At 34.4% G+C, this 19,363-nt stretch carries 15 protein-coding genes; 11 read left to right on the top strand and 4 right to left on the bottom strand.

What is annotated here, in order from left to right; translation table 11 throughout:
- Positions 1-62: 62 nt before the first annotated feature.
- From HYQ40_03340 to HYQ40_03330, 3 genes are all read left to right on the top strand, one after another.
- On the top strand, positions 63-857 hold the full coding sequence (locus tag HYQ40_03340; GenBank protein ID MBZ6526796.1) for an HAD hydrolase-like protein: 795 nt from the start codon (positions 63-65) through the stop codon (positions 855-857).
- A gap of 18 nt (positions 858-875) precedes the next feature.
- On the top strand, positions 876-2,660 hold the full coding sequence (locus HYQ40_03335) for a beta-hexosaminidase (GenBank protein MBZ6526795.1): 1,785 nt from the start codon (positions 876-878) through the stop codon (positions 2,658-2,660).
- A gap of 191 nt (positions 2,661-2,851) precedes the next feature.
- The gene (locus HYQ40_03330) at positions 2,852-3,316 is read left to right on the top strand and encodes an S-ribosylhomocysteine lyase (GenBank protein MBZ6526794.1); all 465 of its coding nucleotides are present in this window, start codon (positions 2,852-2,854) and stop codon (positions 3,314-3,316) included.
- A gap of 51 nt (positions 3,317-3,367) precedes the next feature.
- On the opposite strand, the gene HYQ40_03325 is transcribed toward HYQ40_03330, so the two are convergent.
- Positions 3,368-5,656, bottom strand: a complete 2,289-nt coding sequence (locus tag HYQ40_03325; GenBank protein MBZ6526793.1) for a glycogen/starch/alpha-glucan phosphorylase — start codon at positions 5,654-5,656, stop codon at positions 3,368-3,370.
- 89 nt (positions 5,657-5,745) lie between these two features.
- Positions 5,746-7,353, bottom strand: coding sequence for a 4-alpha-glucanotransferase (gene malQ / locus HYQ40_03320; GenBank protein MBZ6526792.1), 1,608 nt, complete (start codon positions 7,351-7,353; stop codon positions 5,746-5,748).
- A 283-nt stretch (positions 7,354-7,636) separates the two neighbouring features.
- On the opposite strand from malQ, the gene HYQ40_03315 reads away from it, so the two are divergent.
- Entirely contained in the window at positions 7,637-8,635 is a 999-nt protein-coding gene (locus HYQ40_03315) for a LacI family DNA-binding transcriptional regulator (GenBank protein ID MBZ6526791.1), read from the top strand.
- Positions 8,636-8,691: 56 nt separating this feature from the next.
- Here the strand turns inward: HYQ40_03315 and HYQ40_03310 are convergent, their stop codons facing one another.
- Positions 8,692-9,537, bottom strand: coding sequence for a DUF368 domain-containing protein (locus HYQ40_03310; GenBank protein ID MBZ6526790.1), 846 nt, complete (start codon positions 9,535-9,537; stop codon positions 8,692-8,694).
- 203 nt (positions 9,538-9,740) lie between these two features.
- Here HYQ40_03310 and HYQ40_03305 point away from each other — a divergent pair, with 203 nt between their 5' ends.
- The 3 genes from HYQ40_03305 (at position 9,741) to HYQ40_03295 (ending at position 10,999) form a co-directional block, all read left to right on the top strand.
- Positions 9,741-10,007 carry a glutaredoxin gene (locus HYQ40_03305; GenBank protein MBZ6526789.1) on the top strand — a complete coding sequence of 89 codons (267 nt, stop codon included), beginning with the start codon at positions 9,741-9,743 and terminating at the stop codon, positions 10,005-10,007.
- Positions 10,008-10,131: 124 nt separating this feature from the next.
- Positions 10,132-10,539, top strand: coding sequence for a cytidine deaminase (gene cdd / locus HYQ40_03300; GenBank protein MBZ6526788.1), 408 nt, complete (start codon positions 10,132-10,134; stop codon positions 10,537-10,539).
- Between the two features lie 79 nt (positions 10,540-10,618).
- Positions 10,619-10,999 (top strand): VOC family protein, encoded by a 381-nt coding sequence (locus tag HYQ40_03295; protein MBZ6526787.1) that lies wholly within the window; start codon positions 10,619-10,621, stop codon positions 10,997-10,999.
- A gap of 58 nt (positions 11,000-11,057) precedes the next feature.
- On the opposite strand, the gene HYQ40_03290 is transcribed toward HYQ40_03295, so the two are convergent.
- Positions 11,058-12,218 (bottom strand): ABC transporter substrate-binding protein, encoded by a 1,161-nt coding sequence (locus tag HYQ40_03290; protein MBZ6526786.1) that lies wholly within the window; start codon positions 12,216-12,218, stop codon positions 11,058-11,060.
- Positions 12,219-13,276: 1,058 nt separating this feature from the next.
- On the opposite strand from HYQ40_03290, the gene glgB reads away from it, so the two are divergent.
- From glgB to glgA, 4 genes are all read left to right on the top strand, one after another.
- Positions 13,277-15,184, top strand: coding sequence for a 1,4-alpha-glucan branching protein GlgB (gene glgB / locus HYQ40_03285; GenBank protein ID MBZ6526785.1), 1,908 nt, complete (start codon positions 13,277-13,279; stop codon positions 15,182-15,184).
- A 71-nt stretch (positions 15,185-15,255) separates the two neighbouring features.
- A complete protein-coding gene (locus HYQ40_03280; GenBank protein ID MBZ6526784.1) occupies positions 15,256-16,407 on the top strand; it encodes a glucose-1-phosphate adenylyltransferase in 1,152 nt (383 codons plus the stop codon).
- Positions 16,394-17,539 carry a glucose-1-phosphate adenylyltransferase subunit GlgD gene (glgD, locus tag HYQ40_03275; GenBank protein MBZ6526783.1) on the top strand — a complete coding sequence of 382 codons (1,146 nt, stop codon included), beginning with the start codon at positions 16,394-16,396 and terminating at the stop codon, positions 17,537-17,539. Before HYQ40_03280 ends, glgD begins: the two co-directional genes overlap by 14 nt.
- Positions 17,540-17,549: 10 nt before the next feature.
- Positions 17,550-18,986 (top strand): glycogen synthase GlgA, encoded by a 1,437-nt coding sequence (glgA, locus tag HYQ40_03270; GenBank protein MBZ6526782.1) that lies wholly within the window; start codon positions 17,550-17,552, stop codon positions 18,984-18,986.
- The last annotated feature ends 377 nt before the right edge of the window (positions 18,987-19,363 follow it).

Genomic DNA, 19,363 nt, shown 5'->3' with positions numbered 1-19,363 from the left:
AGGTTTAAAGCCTCTTATGTTATTTTTGAGCGTACTATTACTATTAGTGAGGAGTTTTTTAAATGAGCAAATATATTTTTTGTGTTGACTCAGACGGTTGTGCAATGGATACAATGACATATAAGCATGAGTTGTTCTTTGGTCCTATAGCTGCTGACAAATACGAAGTAAAAGATAAAGAAACATTCCAAAAAAATTGGGAGAATATTAACTTATATTCTAGAACCCGTGGTGTAAACCGATTCGTTGGATTAGTTATGGGATTAGAATCAGTTGGTTATCAAGGTATTGATAGCTTAACAAAATGGGTTAATGAAACTAGTTCATTATCTAACGATTCTTTAGCAGAAGAAATTGCTAAAAATGATTCTGAAGATCTTAAATTAGCTTTAGAATGGTCGAATGAAGTAAACAAGCAAGTAAAAGAAGCTGAAGGGCATGATGAAGCTTTTGATGGTGCACTCGAAGGACTTGAGAAATTAAAAGAACTCGGTACTGTGTACGTTGTAAGTTCAGCGAACCGTGAGGCTGTAGAAGATGAGTGGACTCGTCATGGTTTAATGGAATATGTTGATGATTTATATTGTCAAGACCGTGGTAAGAAAGCGGATGTGATTGCAGGTTTCATTAAAGAGGGTAATAGCCCAACTAACATCGTAATGATTGGTGACTCACCAGGAGACTTAGAGGCAGCTGAGTTAAACAATACTGCATTCTTCCCAATTATTGTTGGTGATGAAAAAGCATCATGGGACAAAATTCGCACTGAAACTGCAGAGCAATTTGTTGCTGGACAGTTCGCTGAAGAAGATCAAGAAGCATTCAATAAAGCATTCTGGACAAACTTGGATAAATAAAGAAGGAGAAAATTAAGAATGACTAATTTAGTAGACTTAACAAAAAAACCTTATAACTTAGATCAAGAAGCGATCAATTGGGTTGAAGATACATTATCTAATATGACTTTAGATGAGAAAATTGGACAATTATTCGTAAACATGGGTGCTGATCGTACTGAGGAATACTTAACTGGGGTAATGGATGAATATCATATCGCAGCAGTGCGTTATAATAAAGGTACTGCAAGTGAAGTGTATGATCAAAACAAGATACTTCAAACAAAAAGTAAGATTCCATTAATTATCGCTGCTAACACAGAAGCTGGTGGTGACGGAGCTGTTACTGACGGAACTAAAGTTGGTGATGAGGTAAAAGTTGCTGCAACTAATGATCCAAAATATGCTTATGAATTAGGTCGTATTTCAGGTGAAGAAGCTTCAGCTGTTGGATGTAACGCATCATTTGCTCCAATTATTGATTTAACTCGTAACTGGCGTAACCCAATCATTGCTAACCGTACTTGGGGTGATGATGTTGACCAAACGATTGAATTATCTAAAGAATACATGCGTGGTATTATGGAACATAATATTATGCCATTTGCAAAACACTTCCCTGGAGACGGTATCGATGAGCGTGATCATCACTTATCATACGCATCAAACCCAATGACAGTGGAAGAATGGGATGAAACATTCGGTCGTATTTACGGTGAATTAACAGAAGCCGGATTACCAGGAATCATGGCTGGACACATCCATTTACCAGAATACGAAAAAGCATTACATCCTGAACGTGATGAAGATGATTTCTTACCAGCATCTTTAAACAAAACATTATTAGATGAATTATTACGTGGTAAAATTGGATTCAACGGAATTATCGTAACGGATGCATCTCACATGGTTGCTATGACTGCGGCATTACCACGTCGTGAAATGTTACCAACTGCTATTGAAGCAGGGTGTGATATCTTCTTATTCTTCAATGATCCAGTGGAAGACTTCCAATGGATGAAAGAAGGACTAGAAAACGGTATATTGACTGAAGAACGTCTACACGATGCAATTCGTCGTACATTAGGATTAAAAGCGAAAATTGGCTTACATAATACTCCACGTGAAGAGATTATGTTACCAAAAGAAGAAGCTTTATCAAGAATTGGAACTGAAGAAAACAAGGCTGTTGTACGTGAAGTTGCTGATAAAGCAATTACATTAGTTAAAGATAAGCAAAAAGATATCTTCCCAATTACACCTGAGCGTTACAAACGTATCTTATTAGTACCAGTATCTGGTATTAAAGGTGGATTCGGTGCCATGATTGCAGGTAATAAACCTAAAGCTCATGACCACTTGAAGAGTCTATTAGAAGCACGCGGACATGAAGTTTCTATCTGGGAATCTACAGAAGAGAAAATCATGAAATTACCAGAAGAAGAGCGTGGAGCAGCAATTGCTAACGTTTATGCACAAAAACAACCAATCTCTAACTTAACTGACAACTATGACTTAATCATTAACGTTGGTGACGTTAACAGTGGTGGTACGATTCAACGTACTATCTGGCCAGCATCGAAAGGTACTCCAGATATTCCGTTCTACGTACATGAAATCCCAACTATTTACGTATCAGTACAAAATCCATTTGATTTAGCAGATGTGCCACAAGTTGGAACATACATCAATACATATGATGGAATGCTAGTTACAATGGAAGAGCTAGTTAAGAAATTAGCTGGCGAATCTGAATTCCAAGGCGTAAGTTCAGTAGACGCATTCTGTGGTCTATGGGATACAAAACTTTGGAAAGATAAATAAATTCTTAAAACATTCAAAATCTCCGAACCAAGCAGACATCTCCCCCGGTGTTTGCTTGGTTTTTATTATTTAGAACGATTCCTAAATGACCTTTATTCAAGTCTATGTTAAGATGTTAAATGAATTCAAAGTTAAACTGTTCAGTGTATTTAAGAGTAAATAGTTTAATATGAAAATAGGAGGATATATTTATGGCAAAAGTAGAAAGTTTTTCATTAGATCACAACAAAGTACAAGCACCATATGTAAGGTTAGCGGGTAAAGAAGAACATGAAAAGGGTGCAGTCATCGAAAAATATGATTTACGATTCTTGCAACCTAATCAAGATGCACTACCAACCGGTGCAGTTCACACATTAGAGCACTTTCTAGCAATTCATATGCGTGATGAGTTGGAAGGATTGATTGATATCTCTCCAATGGGTTGTCGTACAGGTTTCTACATGGTGATTTGGAACGATCATACACCGGAAGAAATTGCAGAAGGATTAAAGAATGTTTTAAATATCGTTATTGAAGCAGATGTAATTGAAGCAACAACCGCAATTGAATGTGGAAATTATAAGGATCACTCATTATTTGCTGCAAAAGAATATGCTAAACAAGTTTTACAGAATGGAATAAGTATCGATCCATTCGAACGAAAAGTAATTTAAAATCAAAAAAGCAATTCCCAATTATAAGGGAATTGCTTTTTTACTTGTTAATTAGTTTTGAATATTTTTGATGCTTTGCTCTAAATGCCAAATGTCACGGTTGTACTCATTGATTGTTCTATCTGATGAGAAGAAACCAGCTTTAGAAATGTTAAGTAAAGCCTTACGTGTCCACGTATCATGATCTTCATAATCTTCATACATACGCTCTTTAATCTCAATAAACTCTTCTAAATCAATTAACGCCATGAAGTAATCTTTATTAATCATGTCATAGTGTAGACGAGATAGACGTCCCTGGTTGCCTAATTCAATCATCTTAGGATCCATTAAGAAATCAACCAATGGTTTGATTGTTTTACGTTCATAGTACGAACGAGCATTGTATGCATTATTTGCGTATAGGTCCACGATTTCTTCACTACGTTTACCGAAGATATAAATGTTTTCTTCTCCAACTAACTCAGCAATCTCAACGTTGGCACCATCTAATGTACATAATGTTAAAGCACCATTCAGCATGAATTTCATGTTACCAGTTCCGCTTGCTTCTTTAGATGCTAGTGAAATTTGTTCAGAAATATCTGTAGCTGGAATTAAGTATTGTGCATGCGTTACATTGTAGTTCTCTACCATAACAACTTGGAAATGCTTGTTAACATCTTCATCGTTGGCAATCAACTCTGATATAGTTAAAATCGCATGAATAATATCTCGAGCTATCGTATAGGCAGCTGCAGCTTTACCACCAAATAGAATTGTAATTGGTGTTTTAGGGATGTTACCATTCTTAATATCATTGTATTTATGAATGATGTAAAGTAATAGCATTTGTTGACGTTTGTACTCGTGAATACGTTTGATATGAACATCAATAATTGAATGTTCGTTAATTTTAACACCTTGCATTGTTTCTAAGCGATGACTTAGACGTTGCTTGTTATTAAATTTAATCGCACGTAATTTAGTAATAACACTTTCGTCATCTTGGTGATCTAATAATGGCTCAAGGTTTGCTGAAGTTCTCCACTCATCAGTAATAAGTTCATCAATGAAGTCAGCAAGTTCTTTATTTGCATCCATAATCCAACGACGGAATGTAATACCATTTGTCATGTTGATGAATTTATTAGGATAAATATCATAGAAAGCTTTTAATTCAGAATTTTTCAAGATATCTGTATGTAAAGCAGCAACTCCGTTAATACTGTATCCGTAATGAATAGCCATGTGAGCCATATGAACTCGGTTATGTTCATCGATAATCGTTACAGCATTATTACTAGGGAATTCAGCCTTTTTACGACTGTCTAATTCACGGATAATCTTAACGATGTCTGGCATAACTTGTTCTAATTCATCTACAGGCCATTTTTCTAAAGCTTCAGCTAAGATTGTGTGGTTAGTGAAAGCAGTCATTGTTTGAGTAATTTGAACTGCTTCGTCGAAATCGATTCCACGTTTTGTTAAAAGACGAATCATTTCTGGTATAACGAAAGCAGGGTGAGTATCATTAATCTGGATAACAGCATACTCAGGTAAGTCGTGTAAGTTACTTCCACGCTCAATAGCTTCGTCAATAATTAATTGAGCACCATTTGATACCATGAAATATTGTTGGAAGATTCTTAATAATTCACCTTCGCGATCGGAATCGTCTGGGTATAAGAATAACGTTAAGTTTTCTTTGATATTTGTTTTGTCAAAGTGAATTGTACCTTCATCGATGATATCACTTGTAACCGTGTCTAAGTCGAAAAGTCGTAGTCGGTTACGTGTATCGCTATTGTATCCTAAAACATCAATATCATATAAAGTAGATGATAGGGTAAAGTTTTTGAATGGAACCTCATATGTTCGTTCGTTTTTAATTAACCATGAGTCTTGTGTAATCCAAGGATCAGGTGTTTGAGTTTGTTGATTGTCTTTAAATACTTGTTTAAATAAACCAAAATGATAATTTAGTCCAATTCCATCACCATTGATACCTAAAGTTGTAATTGAATCTACGAAACAAGCAGCTAAACGACCTAAACCGCCGTTACCTAATGAAGGCTCTGATTCTGCTTGCTCAATATCCATGATATTTTTACCGTTGGCAATCAGCTCATTATTGACTTCATCATAAATACCTAAGTTTAATAAGTTATTTGATAATAATTTACCAATTAAGAATTCCGCACTAAAGTAGTATAATTTCTTCTTTTTGTCATCATTTGTAGGTAATTCACGAGATTTGTCACGAACAAGATCTAATAACACCTTATACATCTCTTGATCCGTACACTCACGAATCGGCTTATCAAAGTTATCTAAAACATAATTTTCTAAAATACTCATTTTGAACTCCTTTATGGGTTGATCTATTTTAAGTAACGAACTACATTTATTTATTACTGATTATAAAAGTAAATAGATAATAATAACTCTTATATATCGGTTTCCACATCATCTAATTCTGGTGCTGGGTGATACTCACCTTTAGCATCTGATGCTTCCAACTCAACGTATTCATCTGTGTTTTCTTCAGTTTGCTCAGGGTTATATTGTTGAGGTGCACGGAAGTACTCGACAGTGAGTTTAGTTAATGACTCTTTAAGAGGTTCATCAATCGCACCGTCTAACATACGCCATTGCCAGTTATGCCCAATGGTAGATGGTTCATTCATTCGGGCACTATTATCTAAATCGAGTAAGTCTTGCATTGTGTAAATGGCGAAATTACTCACAGAAGAAGCGATTCCACGGTTTAATGCTTCAGATATTTTTTCTCCAGGACGTCTGTTTAAGTAAGAATCTAATTGGTCTCTCATTGCTTGGTTCGTAGTATCTTCGTACCATCCACGAGCAGTCATATTGTCATGTGTTCCCACATAGGCTGCAGTATTTGGAATATAGTTATGGGGTAGTTCGATACTATCTTCGAAACCATTGAAACCAAATTGTAAAATCTTCATACCAGGATAACCAGTCTTATCACGCATATCAATAACTTCTTGAGTCATGAAACCTAAGTCTTCGGCGATAATATTTAATTCACCAAGGGCATCAGTAATATGTTTGAATAAGTCATAACCAGGACCTTTTGTCCATTGACCCGCTGCCGATGATTTTGATCCGTAAGGAACTTCCCAGAAAGATTCAAATCCACGGAAATGGTCAATACGAACAACATCGTATAGATTAAAGCTTTCTTTTAATCTCCAAATCCACCAGTCATAGCCATTTTCCTTCATATATTCCCAATCATAAATCGGATTCCCCCAGAATTGCCCGTCATCTGAAAAGCTGTCTGGCGGTGTTCCAGCAACGTGCGTTGGTTCTACTTTGTTCTTCATTTTGAAGTATTGAGGTGTTGCCCACATTTCTACACTATCTCTAGATACGTAGATAGGGATATCCCCAACAATTTGAATATGATTGTCATTCGCATATTTCTTTAATTGATTATATTGTTTAAAGAATAAATATTGAGTCACTTTATGATAAGTAATTTGATCACTGAGTGTCTCACGATATTCCTTCATTGTTTCAGGTTCTCGATTAATACTCGCTTCATCCCAATTATACCAAGGTTCTTCATCGAAGCTTTCTTTGATACTCATGAATTCACTGAAATCAACGAGCCATTCACGATTTGCTTCTTCGAAACGGTAGTAATCATCGAAGTCACCGCGTTGAATAAAATTAGCAACAGCTTTTTCTAAAATAGGGCGTTTAACCTTATAAATTAAAGCGTAATCAACTTTTTCAAGGTCGTCTCCGAAATTAACTGATTCATAATCTGTTATATCTAATAGGCCATCCTCTTCTAAGAGTTTATAATCTATAAAATATGTATTCCCTGCAAAAGCTGAGAAGGACTGATATGGAGAGTCTCCGTAACTTGTTGTTGTTAATGGTAAAATTTGCCAATATGTTTGTTTGGTTTCTTTAAGAAAATCTACAAAGTCATAAGCGGATTGTCCGAACGTTCCAATACCAAAAGGACCTGGTAATGACGAAATGTGCATCAATACACCGCTTGTACGTGTCATATAATGTAACCTCCTACTATAAATGTTATTACCTCATCCTTCCCGTTATGTAAAAAAGATATACTGTTGTAAATACGCACTTTTTACATAATGAGAAGGGATATTTGATTAATACAATTCTATTATAGAAGAGAAGTAGTAAAAAAACAAACGTTTTCGCATTGAAAGCGATTAATTATTTTAACAACACTCTGTAATTGCTTTAGTGGCGATGTTTTAGTATAATAATAAAAACGCAATCGTTTGCGTAAAGAGTGGCAAATTATAAAGTTGAGGTGTATAAATGTCAGTAACAATAAAGGATGTTGCTAGAGTAGCAGGAGTTTCTCCCTCTACTGTTTCTAGGGTCATATCAAATAGCCCATCAATCAGTGAAAAGACAAAGACAAAAGTTAGAACAATTATGGATGAATTAAAGTATTTTCCAAATATGAACGCAAGAAGTCTTGTTAATAGTACCTCACGTATTATTGGCTTAGTATTGCCAGATAATACAGATACATTCTATCAAAATCCATTCTTTCCAACAGTTTTACGTGGTATGAATGAAGTAGCAGATGACCAAAAATATTCGTTATTGTTAAGTTCGGGTAATACTGAAGAAGAACGATTAGACCGAATTAAGACAATGGTTTTTGGTAAGCAAGTGGATGGTCTTATATTTTTATATTCAAAAATCAATGATAAGATTATAGAATTTTTAAAAGAAATAAGCTTTCCATTTGTAGTTATTGGAACACCTTCGTTGAAACCTGTAAATTCTGTCGATAATGACAATGAGTTAATGGCCTACAAAGTGACAGATGAAATTATTAAACAAGGTGGTAAGAGAATTGCTTTTGTTGGTGGGGACAAGACATTAAACTTTATTGAATTGAGATATGAAGGTTATCGAAAAGCGCTTGAGGAGAATGAAATCAAATTAGATACATCTTTAGTATTTAATGATTTTCAATTCTTATCAAACGTCGGTTATGAACTAGTCAAAGAATTACTGAAATTATCGAATCTAGATGGTGTGGTTATCGCTGATCAACTTGTTGCTAGGGGGATACGTTCAGGATGGGAAACAGCAGGTAAAGAACCGATTCCAATGGCCACATTTAAAGCTTATGAATCCCAAACAACACGTGAGAAGCATGAATTATTTATGGATATACATGCTCAAAAATTAGGGAATAGTGCTTTATCAATGCTTCTAGATATTATATCGTACAATACTGAAGAAAATTCAACGCAGCGATACTTCCAAGAAATTGTTGAAGCGGAATTAGTATTGTAATGAAATTTTAAACAATCAAAAAAGAGAGTGGAAATTCCACTCTCTTTTTTTTGATATTACTTGTAACGATTTTCTAATTGAGACATCCACCAACCTAAAAAGGCACCTAAAGAGAATAATACAAAACACATAAAGTAATTTAAAAAAGTAAATCCGTTATAAGCAGAACCAACTGGAATAATCATCATAGTAGAAGCTAATACAATTCCTACAATAAAGTGGAAAAATTCACTATAATTAGTAGAGAAAATTTTCTCGATGACTTTAGCTAACAATAGTACAGTAAGTAACCCACCAATACCAATTGGAATAATGATGCCAAGATTTAATGTTTTGAAGCCATCTGCCATTGCTTGGTATAACCCCATATAAAAGATGAAGTTAGATGGACTCATTCCTGGTACTAATATACCTAGTGCTATTAGTGCACCACATACCATCCATGCTATAAAGCTAGGCTGCACCGAACCATCAAATAGTTGAATTCCAAAACCAAGTAAGACAATACCGAATATAAAGGCTGCCACTAAAATGATGTAGTCTCTATTATTGCGTCCTTCCTTTCCAGCCTCGCTCCATAATGCCGGAGCAGTACCCACGATAGCACCGATAAAGAACCAAGTGATAATAACTTCGAATGAACCTAATAAGTAGCTGATACCCCAAGATAGAATCGCAATACCAAAAAGGGCACCTACACCAACTGGAATAAAGAATTTAACATTCTCTTTAAAATCTTTTGTTAAATTTGCTAAAAAGTTAATAATTCTTTCGTAAATTCCAAATATAGCAGCTAATGCTCCACCGCTAACCCCTGGTATGATAAAACCAGATCCGACAAACATTCCTTTAACGAAACGAAGCCACCATCCTTGATTGTCATTTTGTACTTTATTTTCCATCTCAACCTCCATTAATATGAACTAAAAATATATTATTAGAATTAGTACTTTATGTCATCTGACTAAAGGCTTACTAACCTATAATATTTTACCATAACTTGTGTAATTATACTGAAAAGTAGAAAGATGAGCAAATCAAAATATTTGAAATTATGATGAATTTAACGTATAAATAAAGTAGGCAAAAAATAGGAGTGAAAAAAATGGGAAACAATATTTTATATTACAGTGATGTATGCCCGGATACAAAATCGTTTCTTAGTGAATTAAACAGATTAGGAGTTCGTTTCCAAAGTGTTAATATTACAGAATCGATGTCTAATCTTAAAGACTTTTTGGTAGAGCGAGATAATCAAGACGTATTTGATGAGAAAAAAGCAAATAATGAAGTTGGTATACCTGTCTTAATTACCAAAGATAAAGAATATCTTTTTAATGGGAGTCAATTGAGAGAGAAATTTGAACAATAGATATAAATAAGGTTTTTTAAATAAAGAAGTTATTCTTTATTTAAAAAGCTTTTTTTTATAAAACTTTATTCTTTTAAGTGAATGTAAGTTATAATAGAGCTACAACTTTAAGGATGGTGTTAGTATGAATAAACAACAAATAGATAAGTTAGTAGAAGAAGCAAAGAATATTAAACCAAACTCTTATTCTCCTTATTCAAAATTTAGAGTAGGTGCAGCAATTAAGATGGATGATGGAGAAATTATTACTGGTGTTAATATTGAAAACGTTTCCTTCGGGGCCACTAACTGTGCTGAGCGTAGTGCGATTTTTACAGCTATAAGCCAAGGATATTCACCTAAGTCAATAAAAGGTATTGCTGTTTCAGGAGATACAGAAGATTTTTTACCACCATGTAGTATTTGTAGACAAGTAATGGTTGAATTTTGTGATCCAGACACACCTGTATACTTAACTCGTAATGATGGTAAAGTTCTAGAAACGAATTTAGAAGAGTTAGTACCATATGCATTTTCTACAATGGATATGTAAATAATCTATTAACCCATAAAATTTGTTAGTAAGAGAGTAATTTGATATATTTAAATTATTAAACTAGAGGAGTGACATAATGGCACAAACATTATTACATGCATGTATTCGTGTACAAGATTTAAAAGCAACAAAAGAATTTTATATGGGTGTATTTGATTTTGAGGTAAGTCGTGAAAAAGATTATCCAGAAGATAAATTCACTTTATCATATCTAACGGTTCCAGGAAGCGACTTCGAATTAGAGTTAACTTATAATTATGAATCAGGTCCATATACAGTTGGAGATGGCTTCAGTCATTTAGCTTTAGGGGTAGATAATCTTGAAGAAACATTTGAAAAAGCGAAAGAATCTGGTTATGAAATGACTGAGATGAAATCACTTTCTGATGGTTCAGCAACTTACTTCTTTATTTCGGATCCAGATGGATACCGACTAGAAGTTATGTCAAATAAATAATAAATTCAAAAACCGTTATAAGCATCGAATGCTTATAACGGTTTTGTTATGTATTTAATTAATCGAAGACAACTTCGTGAACATCAGTCTCTTCAGCGTTTTGGATTTCAATCATACTCACAACGTTTTTAGTTGGATTGTGATTCTCATCGAAGACAAAGTCCCCTGTTATACCTGAGAATTCACCGAGATTTTCTAAAGCCTCATTGACAGCAACTGGATCATCACTTTCTGCTTGCTCGATAGCTTGTTTAACCATATAAACTGTGTCATATGCTAGAGCTGCGAACATATCAGGTTCTGATCCGAACTCTTCACGGTATTTTGTAACAAAATCATCGTCATCTTGAATAGGGTATAGAGAAGCATAATATGCATTATTCATGTTCTCCGAACCAGCTAATTCATAAATAATATCATTACCGAATCCGTTTGATCCAAGAATTGGAGCATCAATACCAAATTCACGAGCTTGTTTGACAATTGGTCCAGCAGTTTGATAAAACGCAAGTACTGTAATAGCATCAAAATCTTGTGCAGCGATATTAGAGATAATAGCACTAAAATCATTCATCTCTGGAGTGAACGTTTCAGTATGAACGATTTCTCCTTCGTATCCTTCAACAAAGTTATCGTAAAGACCAGTTCCATAGTCACTAGAGTTATCATATAATACAATCATTTTCTCTGCGCCAAGATTTTCATAGCCAAATTTAGCAATACCTGCTCCTTGGAATGAATTTGGCCATGATGTACGGTAAACGAATGGATGAACATTACCTTCATCATCAAATGTAATATCATTGTTAGTCACCGATGGAGCAATTAATGGAATTTGGTACTCATTTGCGGCGGGGATAGCTGCTTGCATTTGACTTGTTGTAGCCGGTCCGATCATTGCAACAACATCATCTTGAGTTGCTAGACGCGTTGCAACCATTGCTGCCTCTGTATCATCAGACTTCGTATCATATTCAACAATATTAAAAGGACGTCCCATGACGCCGCCAACTTCATTAATTTCATCAACCGCCATCTTGATAGCATTAGATTGTGTTACACCATATGCAGCAACCGCACCAGATAATTCGTATATAACACCAAGATTAATTGGATCTTCGTCCTGGGCATAGACTGAATAAGAGGGAGCGATAGCACTTGCAGCGATAGTAGAGACGGTAATTATTTTTGCAAAGTTTTTTCTAATTGATTTGAACATTTAAGTTCCTCCTAATTTTTGTATGATAATTTGTGTTTTCAAAAGTAATGTATAAATTTGATAAATCCGATAAGTCAGATAAGCTATCCACTTTTATCACCTCTTTGTATAATTAGTCAACAAAAAACGAGCCTGAGGTTTCTCAGGCTCGTCATTAGTCATGAGCCCGATTCACGAGGAAGAGGACTCTAATCGTAAGATTAAAATCCTATCACATGTCTAATAATAATAATAAAGCTGTTAATGGGATGACAAAGCGTAGTGAGTTTTGAAACTGTGTGGTTATAATTGTTTTATTCATAGTAACTTTGCCTCCTTTTTGTTGGTGAATATATCTTATATGATAGTAAATTAAAAATCAACCCCTTTTTTTAATTAAATTCTAATAAAATGCATTTTAACTCAAAATGAATAAAAATTCATAGTAAATTGTTTTGTAAGGCTTATTTATGAGATAATATAGAAGTAGGATTACAAATTTATTGGTAGCAAATGTCAGATGATAAATAAAATTCATGAAAATATGTGAGGATTTAAGTAGTGAAATGTTGAATTAAGATCAATAAAATGAGCAAGATTAATTTTCAAAAACATTCTTCTAATCAAAAAATAATTTAAAAGAATCAAAAATAGTTTGATAAAAAATGATAATGCTATATAATGGTATTATGCGATGAGTCGAAAAGCAATCTGATAGATTGCAAGGTGATATACTATGGATTAATTTCCACGTCGGGAAGACGAGTATAGTAAGCACTCCGCTGTGAAGGGAGCCTTCGATTAATTTTATTAATTTCACCGCTCGAATAAAACCAAGAAGAATTTATTCTTCTTGGTTTTTTTTATGTAAAAATAAATATAATTGTTAAGAAAATGTAAATATTTCTAAAATATATTAAAAAAAAATGGGATATAGGTTATAATGAAAATAGAAAAGCTATTATTTTTATATTTTTACAAAATATTGTTACGGGAGAAGAAAGAATGGTTCGTTATAAAACGCTTTCGTGTTACAATGATAGCAGAGCAAGAGTAGCTGCTAAAGAGGAGGGGAGTTAATGAACAACGAACTTGCTAATACTTCGAGTTTTGAAAAAGATATTTATTACTTCAATCAAGGGACTCATCGACAAGCTTATAGATTTTTAGGGAGTCAACGTGTAGTTGATGGTGAAAATGTTGGATATCGATTCAATGTTTGGGCACCAAATGCAAGTAAAGTCTTCATACAAGGAGATTTTACCAACTGGGACTTGAGAGAATTAGAATTTATCGATGGTGGCATTTGGACGATTTATTTTAATAAAGATCTAAAAGGTCAACATTATAAGTATGGTATTGATAATGGGATGGGTCATATCGAATATAAGATGGATCCATATGCATTTAGACATGAGGTAGCACCAAAAGATGCCTCGATTGTATGGGATTTGCCCGATTACCAATGGAATGATTCACGTTGGTTTAAAAAACAACGAAATAAAAATTTATTTGAACAACCTTTACAAATTTATGAAGTACATTTTAGTTCATGGCGACAACATTCAGATGGACGTAACTATAGTTTTAAAGAACTTGCACAAACTTTAATACCTTATGTAAAAAAGATGGGGTATACGCATATTGAATTTATGCCACTCATGGATCATCCATTAGATGCTTCCTGGGGTTATCAAATTACTGGATATTTTGCTGTATGTGGACGCTATGGAACCATTGATGAATTAAAAGAATTTATAGATATGGCGCATCAAGAAGATATCGGAGTTCTTGTAGACTGGGTGCCAGGACATTATTCACGTAATTCAAATGGTTTAGCTTACTTTGATGGAACACCAACTTATGAATATCAAGATTTGAATAAAGCCAATAATGTAGGTTGGGGTACATTGAATTTTGATTTAGGGAAGCCACAAGTTCAAAGTTTTCTAATCTCTAATGCGTTATTCTGGTTAAAAGAGTTTCATATAGATGGAATTCGTGTTGATGCTGTATCAAATATGCTTTATCTTGACTTTGATGAAGGGCCATGGGCGCCTAATGAAAAGGGAACGAATCATAAGCTAGAAGGCGTAGATTTTCTGAGGAAATTAAATTCAGTTGTACATGAAGAATGTCCGAAAGCATTAATGATGGCAGAGGAAAGTACAAACTGGGAAGGTATTACTAGGAGCGTTGACGAAGGTGGTCTTGGCTTCGATTATAAATGGAATATGGGCTGGATGAACGATACATTGAAGTTCTTTGAGATGGATCCCTTATATCGTCCGAAAAACTTAACATTAATTACATTTGTTTTTATGTATCAATTGAAAGAAAATTATATACTACCATACTCACATGACGAAGTAGTCCATGGAAAAAATTCGATGCTTGGTAAGATACAAGGTGATCGATACAATCAATTTGCAACACTACGTTTAATCCATGGTTATATGATGGCGCAACCTGGTAAACTATTACATTTTATGGGGAATGAAATAGGTCAATACTTAGAGTGGCGTTATTATGATGAATTAGAATGGAATGATTTGGAAAGAGAATTTAACAGTGAATATCAACACTATATGAGTACTCTAAATCATCTTGGAATTAATGAGAAACCGCTACATCAATTAGATCATTCAGCTGATGGAATTACTATTTTAGATGCCGATAATGTTGAAGAAGGGGTTCTGACCTTTATCAGACATGGTAAAGATATAGAAGATTTCTTAGTTATCGTCTGCAATTTTGTTCCTGTCCAAAGAAATGATGTACGAATTGGCGTGCCATTCAATGGTACATACGAAGTTTTATTAAATTCTGAAATGAAAGAATTTGGCGGTGAATGGCTAGACGCAATACCAGATCTAAAAGCTGAGAAAATAAAAGAAAATGAGCAACCTTATTCAATTAAGACAATTGTTCCTGCTACATCTGTAATGTACATCCGTCCCAAACGTATTTTAGGCGTAAAGAAATAGGAAAGGAGATAGAATATTGGTTAACTTAGTTAAACCGTTTCGCCGACGTTCAACAATATTCTAACTGTATAATGAAACATGAAATGATAGCAATGATTTTAGCTGGTGGGCAAGGAACTCGATTAGGAGTTCTTACAAAGGACATTGCTAAACCAGCCGTACCTTTTGGAGGTAAGTATCGTATTATTGATTTTGCTTTAAGTAATTGTGCTAACTCAGGAGTTAAAAATGTTGGAGTCGTAACGCAGTACCAACCTTTAGAATTGAACGAGCATATAGGTAAAGGAGCACCGTGGGGCTTAAATAGCCGTAATGGTGGAGCAACTATTCTTCAACCTTACTCTAGTTCAGATGGAGAAAAATGGTTTAAAGGTACTGCTAATGCTATTTATCAAAACATTAGTTACATAGATTCATTAAATCCTCAAAATGTACTTGTCTTATCAGGTGACCATATCTATAAGATGGATTATAGTGAAATGTTTGATTTCCACGTAGAAAATAACGCTAGTCTAACTGTAGGGGTAATTCCAGTAGACATGGATGAAGCATCAAGGTTCGGAATTATGAATACGGATCATAGCCAACGTATTATTGAATTCGAAGAAAAACCAGCAGAACCAAAGAGCAATTTAGCATCTATGGGTATCTATATCTTTGACTGGCCAACATTACGCAGGTATTTAGTGAATGACTCAGCTAAAGATCGTTTATTAGAAGACTTTGGGCATGATGTTATTCCATCGTACTTAGATAATGGCGAAAATACTTTTGCTTATTCATTTGAGGGTTATTGGAAAGACGTTGGGACTATTGAAAGTCTTTGGCAAGCTAATATGGAATACTTAAACCCAGAGCATCCATTAAATCAAACGCGTAATACGTGGAAAGTTTATACTTCTAACCCGGTAACGGGTGCACAGTTCTTGACCGAAGATGCTGAAATATCTAACGCATTGATTGTAGATGGAAGTTATATTGCTGGGAAAGTCAAAGACTCGATTATTTCACAAGATGTGACAGTGTCAAAAAATGCAGTTGTAACCAACTCAGTTATTATGTCGAATGCAGTCATTGGTGAGAATTGTGTTATAGATTATGCAATTATTGGTGAAGGTGCAGTTATTGCAGACGGAGCTAAAGTTGTAGGGACTAGAGATCAAATAGCAGTTGTTGGATTTTTCGATAAGGTAGGAGGCCCAAAAAATGATGGTGAAGAATAATATTTGTGCAATTATAAATTTAACTGAGGATGCAACGGAACTAAAACCACTAACAAATAACCGTCCAATCGCGGCACTACCATTCGCAGGACGTTATCGTATTATTGATTTTATGCTTTCAGACTTAGCTCATGCTGAGATTAACTCTGTCGGTTTATTTATTGGTGAATCAGGTCGATCGATTTATGATCACGTTCGATCTGGAGGTGCATGGGATTTACAATCTGAAGTAGCTGGAGGTATATTTACTTTTTCTCATCAAGATTGGAAGCGCAATAATCCAAATGCGCATGAAAATGAAGATTTTTACTATAACCATCGTTTATTCTTAGAAAGATCAAAATCTGAGTATGTTTTTGTAGCAGGAAGTAAAATTATTGCTAATCTAGATATAATAGCAGTGAGAAAACAACATATTCAAAGCGGAAAAGACGTGACAGTTGTTTATAAACACTTTGATAAAAATCAAATTTCTGATCAAGAATTACTAGCTCATGGTATCGTCTTTGACGGTGATGACATCGAAAAATTCACAGATTATGTTACACCTTCAGAAGATGGAAAAGTAAATCTAAGTTTAAATATGTATTTATTAGGTGTTGATAAAATGCTTAGTATTATAGACAAAGCTACAGAAGAAGGAGTTTATCTAGAACTAAATGAATTGTTACAACATTATTCAACTACTTGTTCGTTGAATAGTTTTGAATATACAGGATACGCATCAAATATTGACACAATTGATAAATATTATAAAGCGAACATGGAGTTATTGAGTTTCCCGACATTCGCTTCATTATTCCAAACAAGTATTCCAATCTTAACAAAAACGAAACACGGTTCGCCTACTTATTATTCACCTGAATCTGAAGTAAGAGAATCATTTGTCGGAAGTGATACGTTTATCTCAGGAACAGTCAAACGCTCGGTTTTAAACCGTCGTGTTGTTGTTGAAAAAGACGCTATTGTTATGAACAGTATTCTTTTACAAGGAACTAAAGTCGGTGAAGGTGCGCAAATCGAGTATGCAATTCTTGATAAGAATACAACGGTAGAAGCAGGTGCCAAAATTATCGGATCACCTGACGATATAAAAGTAATCGGAAAAAACTCGCACATTTATGCTGACTAGGAGGGGAAAAATGAAGGTTTTATTTGCTTCAGCCGAAGCAGCACCGTTTTTTAAGTCTGGAGGACTTGGAGATGTTGCCGCTGCACTACCTAAAGAATTAGTCAAACAAGGTGTTGATATTAGAGTCGTTTTACCAAACTATACTAAGATGCCAGAAAAATATAAGAGTCAACTAAAAGAACATTCACATTTCCGTTTTCAATTAGGGAATAAAAATGTTTATTGTGGTATAAAAACTTTATCACATGATAATGTGATGTATTATTTTATTGATAACTTAAGTAATTTTGATCGTCCTGATCTTTACGGAGAATGGGATGATGGAGAACGATTTGCATATTTCTCAACAGCAATAATTGAGATGATGGAAGTTGTTGACTTTATTCCAGATATTGTTCACTGTAATGATTGGCAAACAGCTATGATTCCAGTAATGTTGGTGGATAGATACCATTGGAAGGATGCATTGAAATCAATCCGTAAAGTTATTACTATTCATAATATTCGCTTCCAAGGAATATACGAGCCTAGTATATTAACGAATGTCTTTGGAACGAGCTTCAATACATTTACTGATGATGGAGTTAAATGGAATGAATTAGTGAATTATTTAAAAGGTGGAATTAATTTCTCTGACCGTGTCACAACAGTGAGTCCTACTTATGCTGATGAGATTACAACAGCAGAATTTGGCGAAGGACTTGATGAAGTGATTCGTCACAATAGATGGAAGTTGCGTGGCATTATTAACGGAATTGATTATGATTCAAATAATCCGGAAACTGATCCACTCATTCCTCATCATTTCTCGATTGATGATATGAAAGGGAAAGTAGATAATAAGCGCGAACTGCAAAGACGTTTAGGCTTGCCTGAGAATCCGGATGTACCAATTATTGGGATGGTTAGTCGCCTAACTGATCAAAAAGGGTTCCAGTTAATTGAAGAAAAATTAAATGATCTTTTACAACAAGACGTTCAAGTTGTGTTACTTGGTACAGGAGAAGAACAATTTGAACATTCGTTTAGATATTTTGAAGATGCATATCGAGACAAGATGCGTTCTTGTATTATGTTCGATATCGAATTAGCTCAACTTATCTATGCTAGTAGTGATATGTTTCTAATGCCAAGTGCCTTTGAGCCATGTGGTTTATCTCAAATGATGGCAATGAGATATGGAACATTACCAATTGTTCATGAAACAGGTGGACTGGTTGATACTGTTGAACCATATAATCAATATACAGGTGAAGGAACAGGGTTTAGCTTCGCACCATTTAATGCTAATACAATGATGGAAGTTATTAATATAGCGTTGAATGTATACCGTAATGATAAACAAGCTTGGGAAAAGTTAGTTCAACAAGCGATGAGTCGTGATTTCAGTTGGGAAGGTCCAGCGAAAGAGTATATTAATCTATACAACGAATTGATAACTGAATAAATTTATAAATAGAAACTGTTGGAGAGTGAATAAGGTTTTACACCTTATTCACTCTCCAACAGTTTCTTTTGCATACACGTAAATCAAGACACTATTCTTGTGTAAAAGCGAAAGTGAATCGCATATTACCATGGCCCGGACAAAACAAGTGTGATGTATACCGTATTCAGCTATCATCTTTTGAAACATTACCTATTAATATAGCTAATATTTCATTTATTTTTCACAATTATTGCTTATAATGAGCTTAAGTTAAATTAGTGTGATACAACTTGTGTTGGTTAATTTTATCTATATAATAGATAAAGCTATCAGCCTAAGGGCTGATAACAAACTATGTAGAATGTACTATATTATTTACAACAATAAAAAATGAA

The sequence above is a fragment of the Aerococcaceae bacterium DSM 111021 genome, from assembly GCA_020112395.1.
Taxonomy (GTDB): Bacteria; Bacillota; Bacilli; order Lactobacillales; family Aerococcaceae; genus Ruoffia.
Note: the sequence above shows the minus strand (reverse complement) of the source record. Positions and strands in the feature narration are given on the sequence as shown.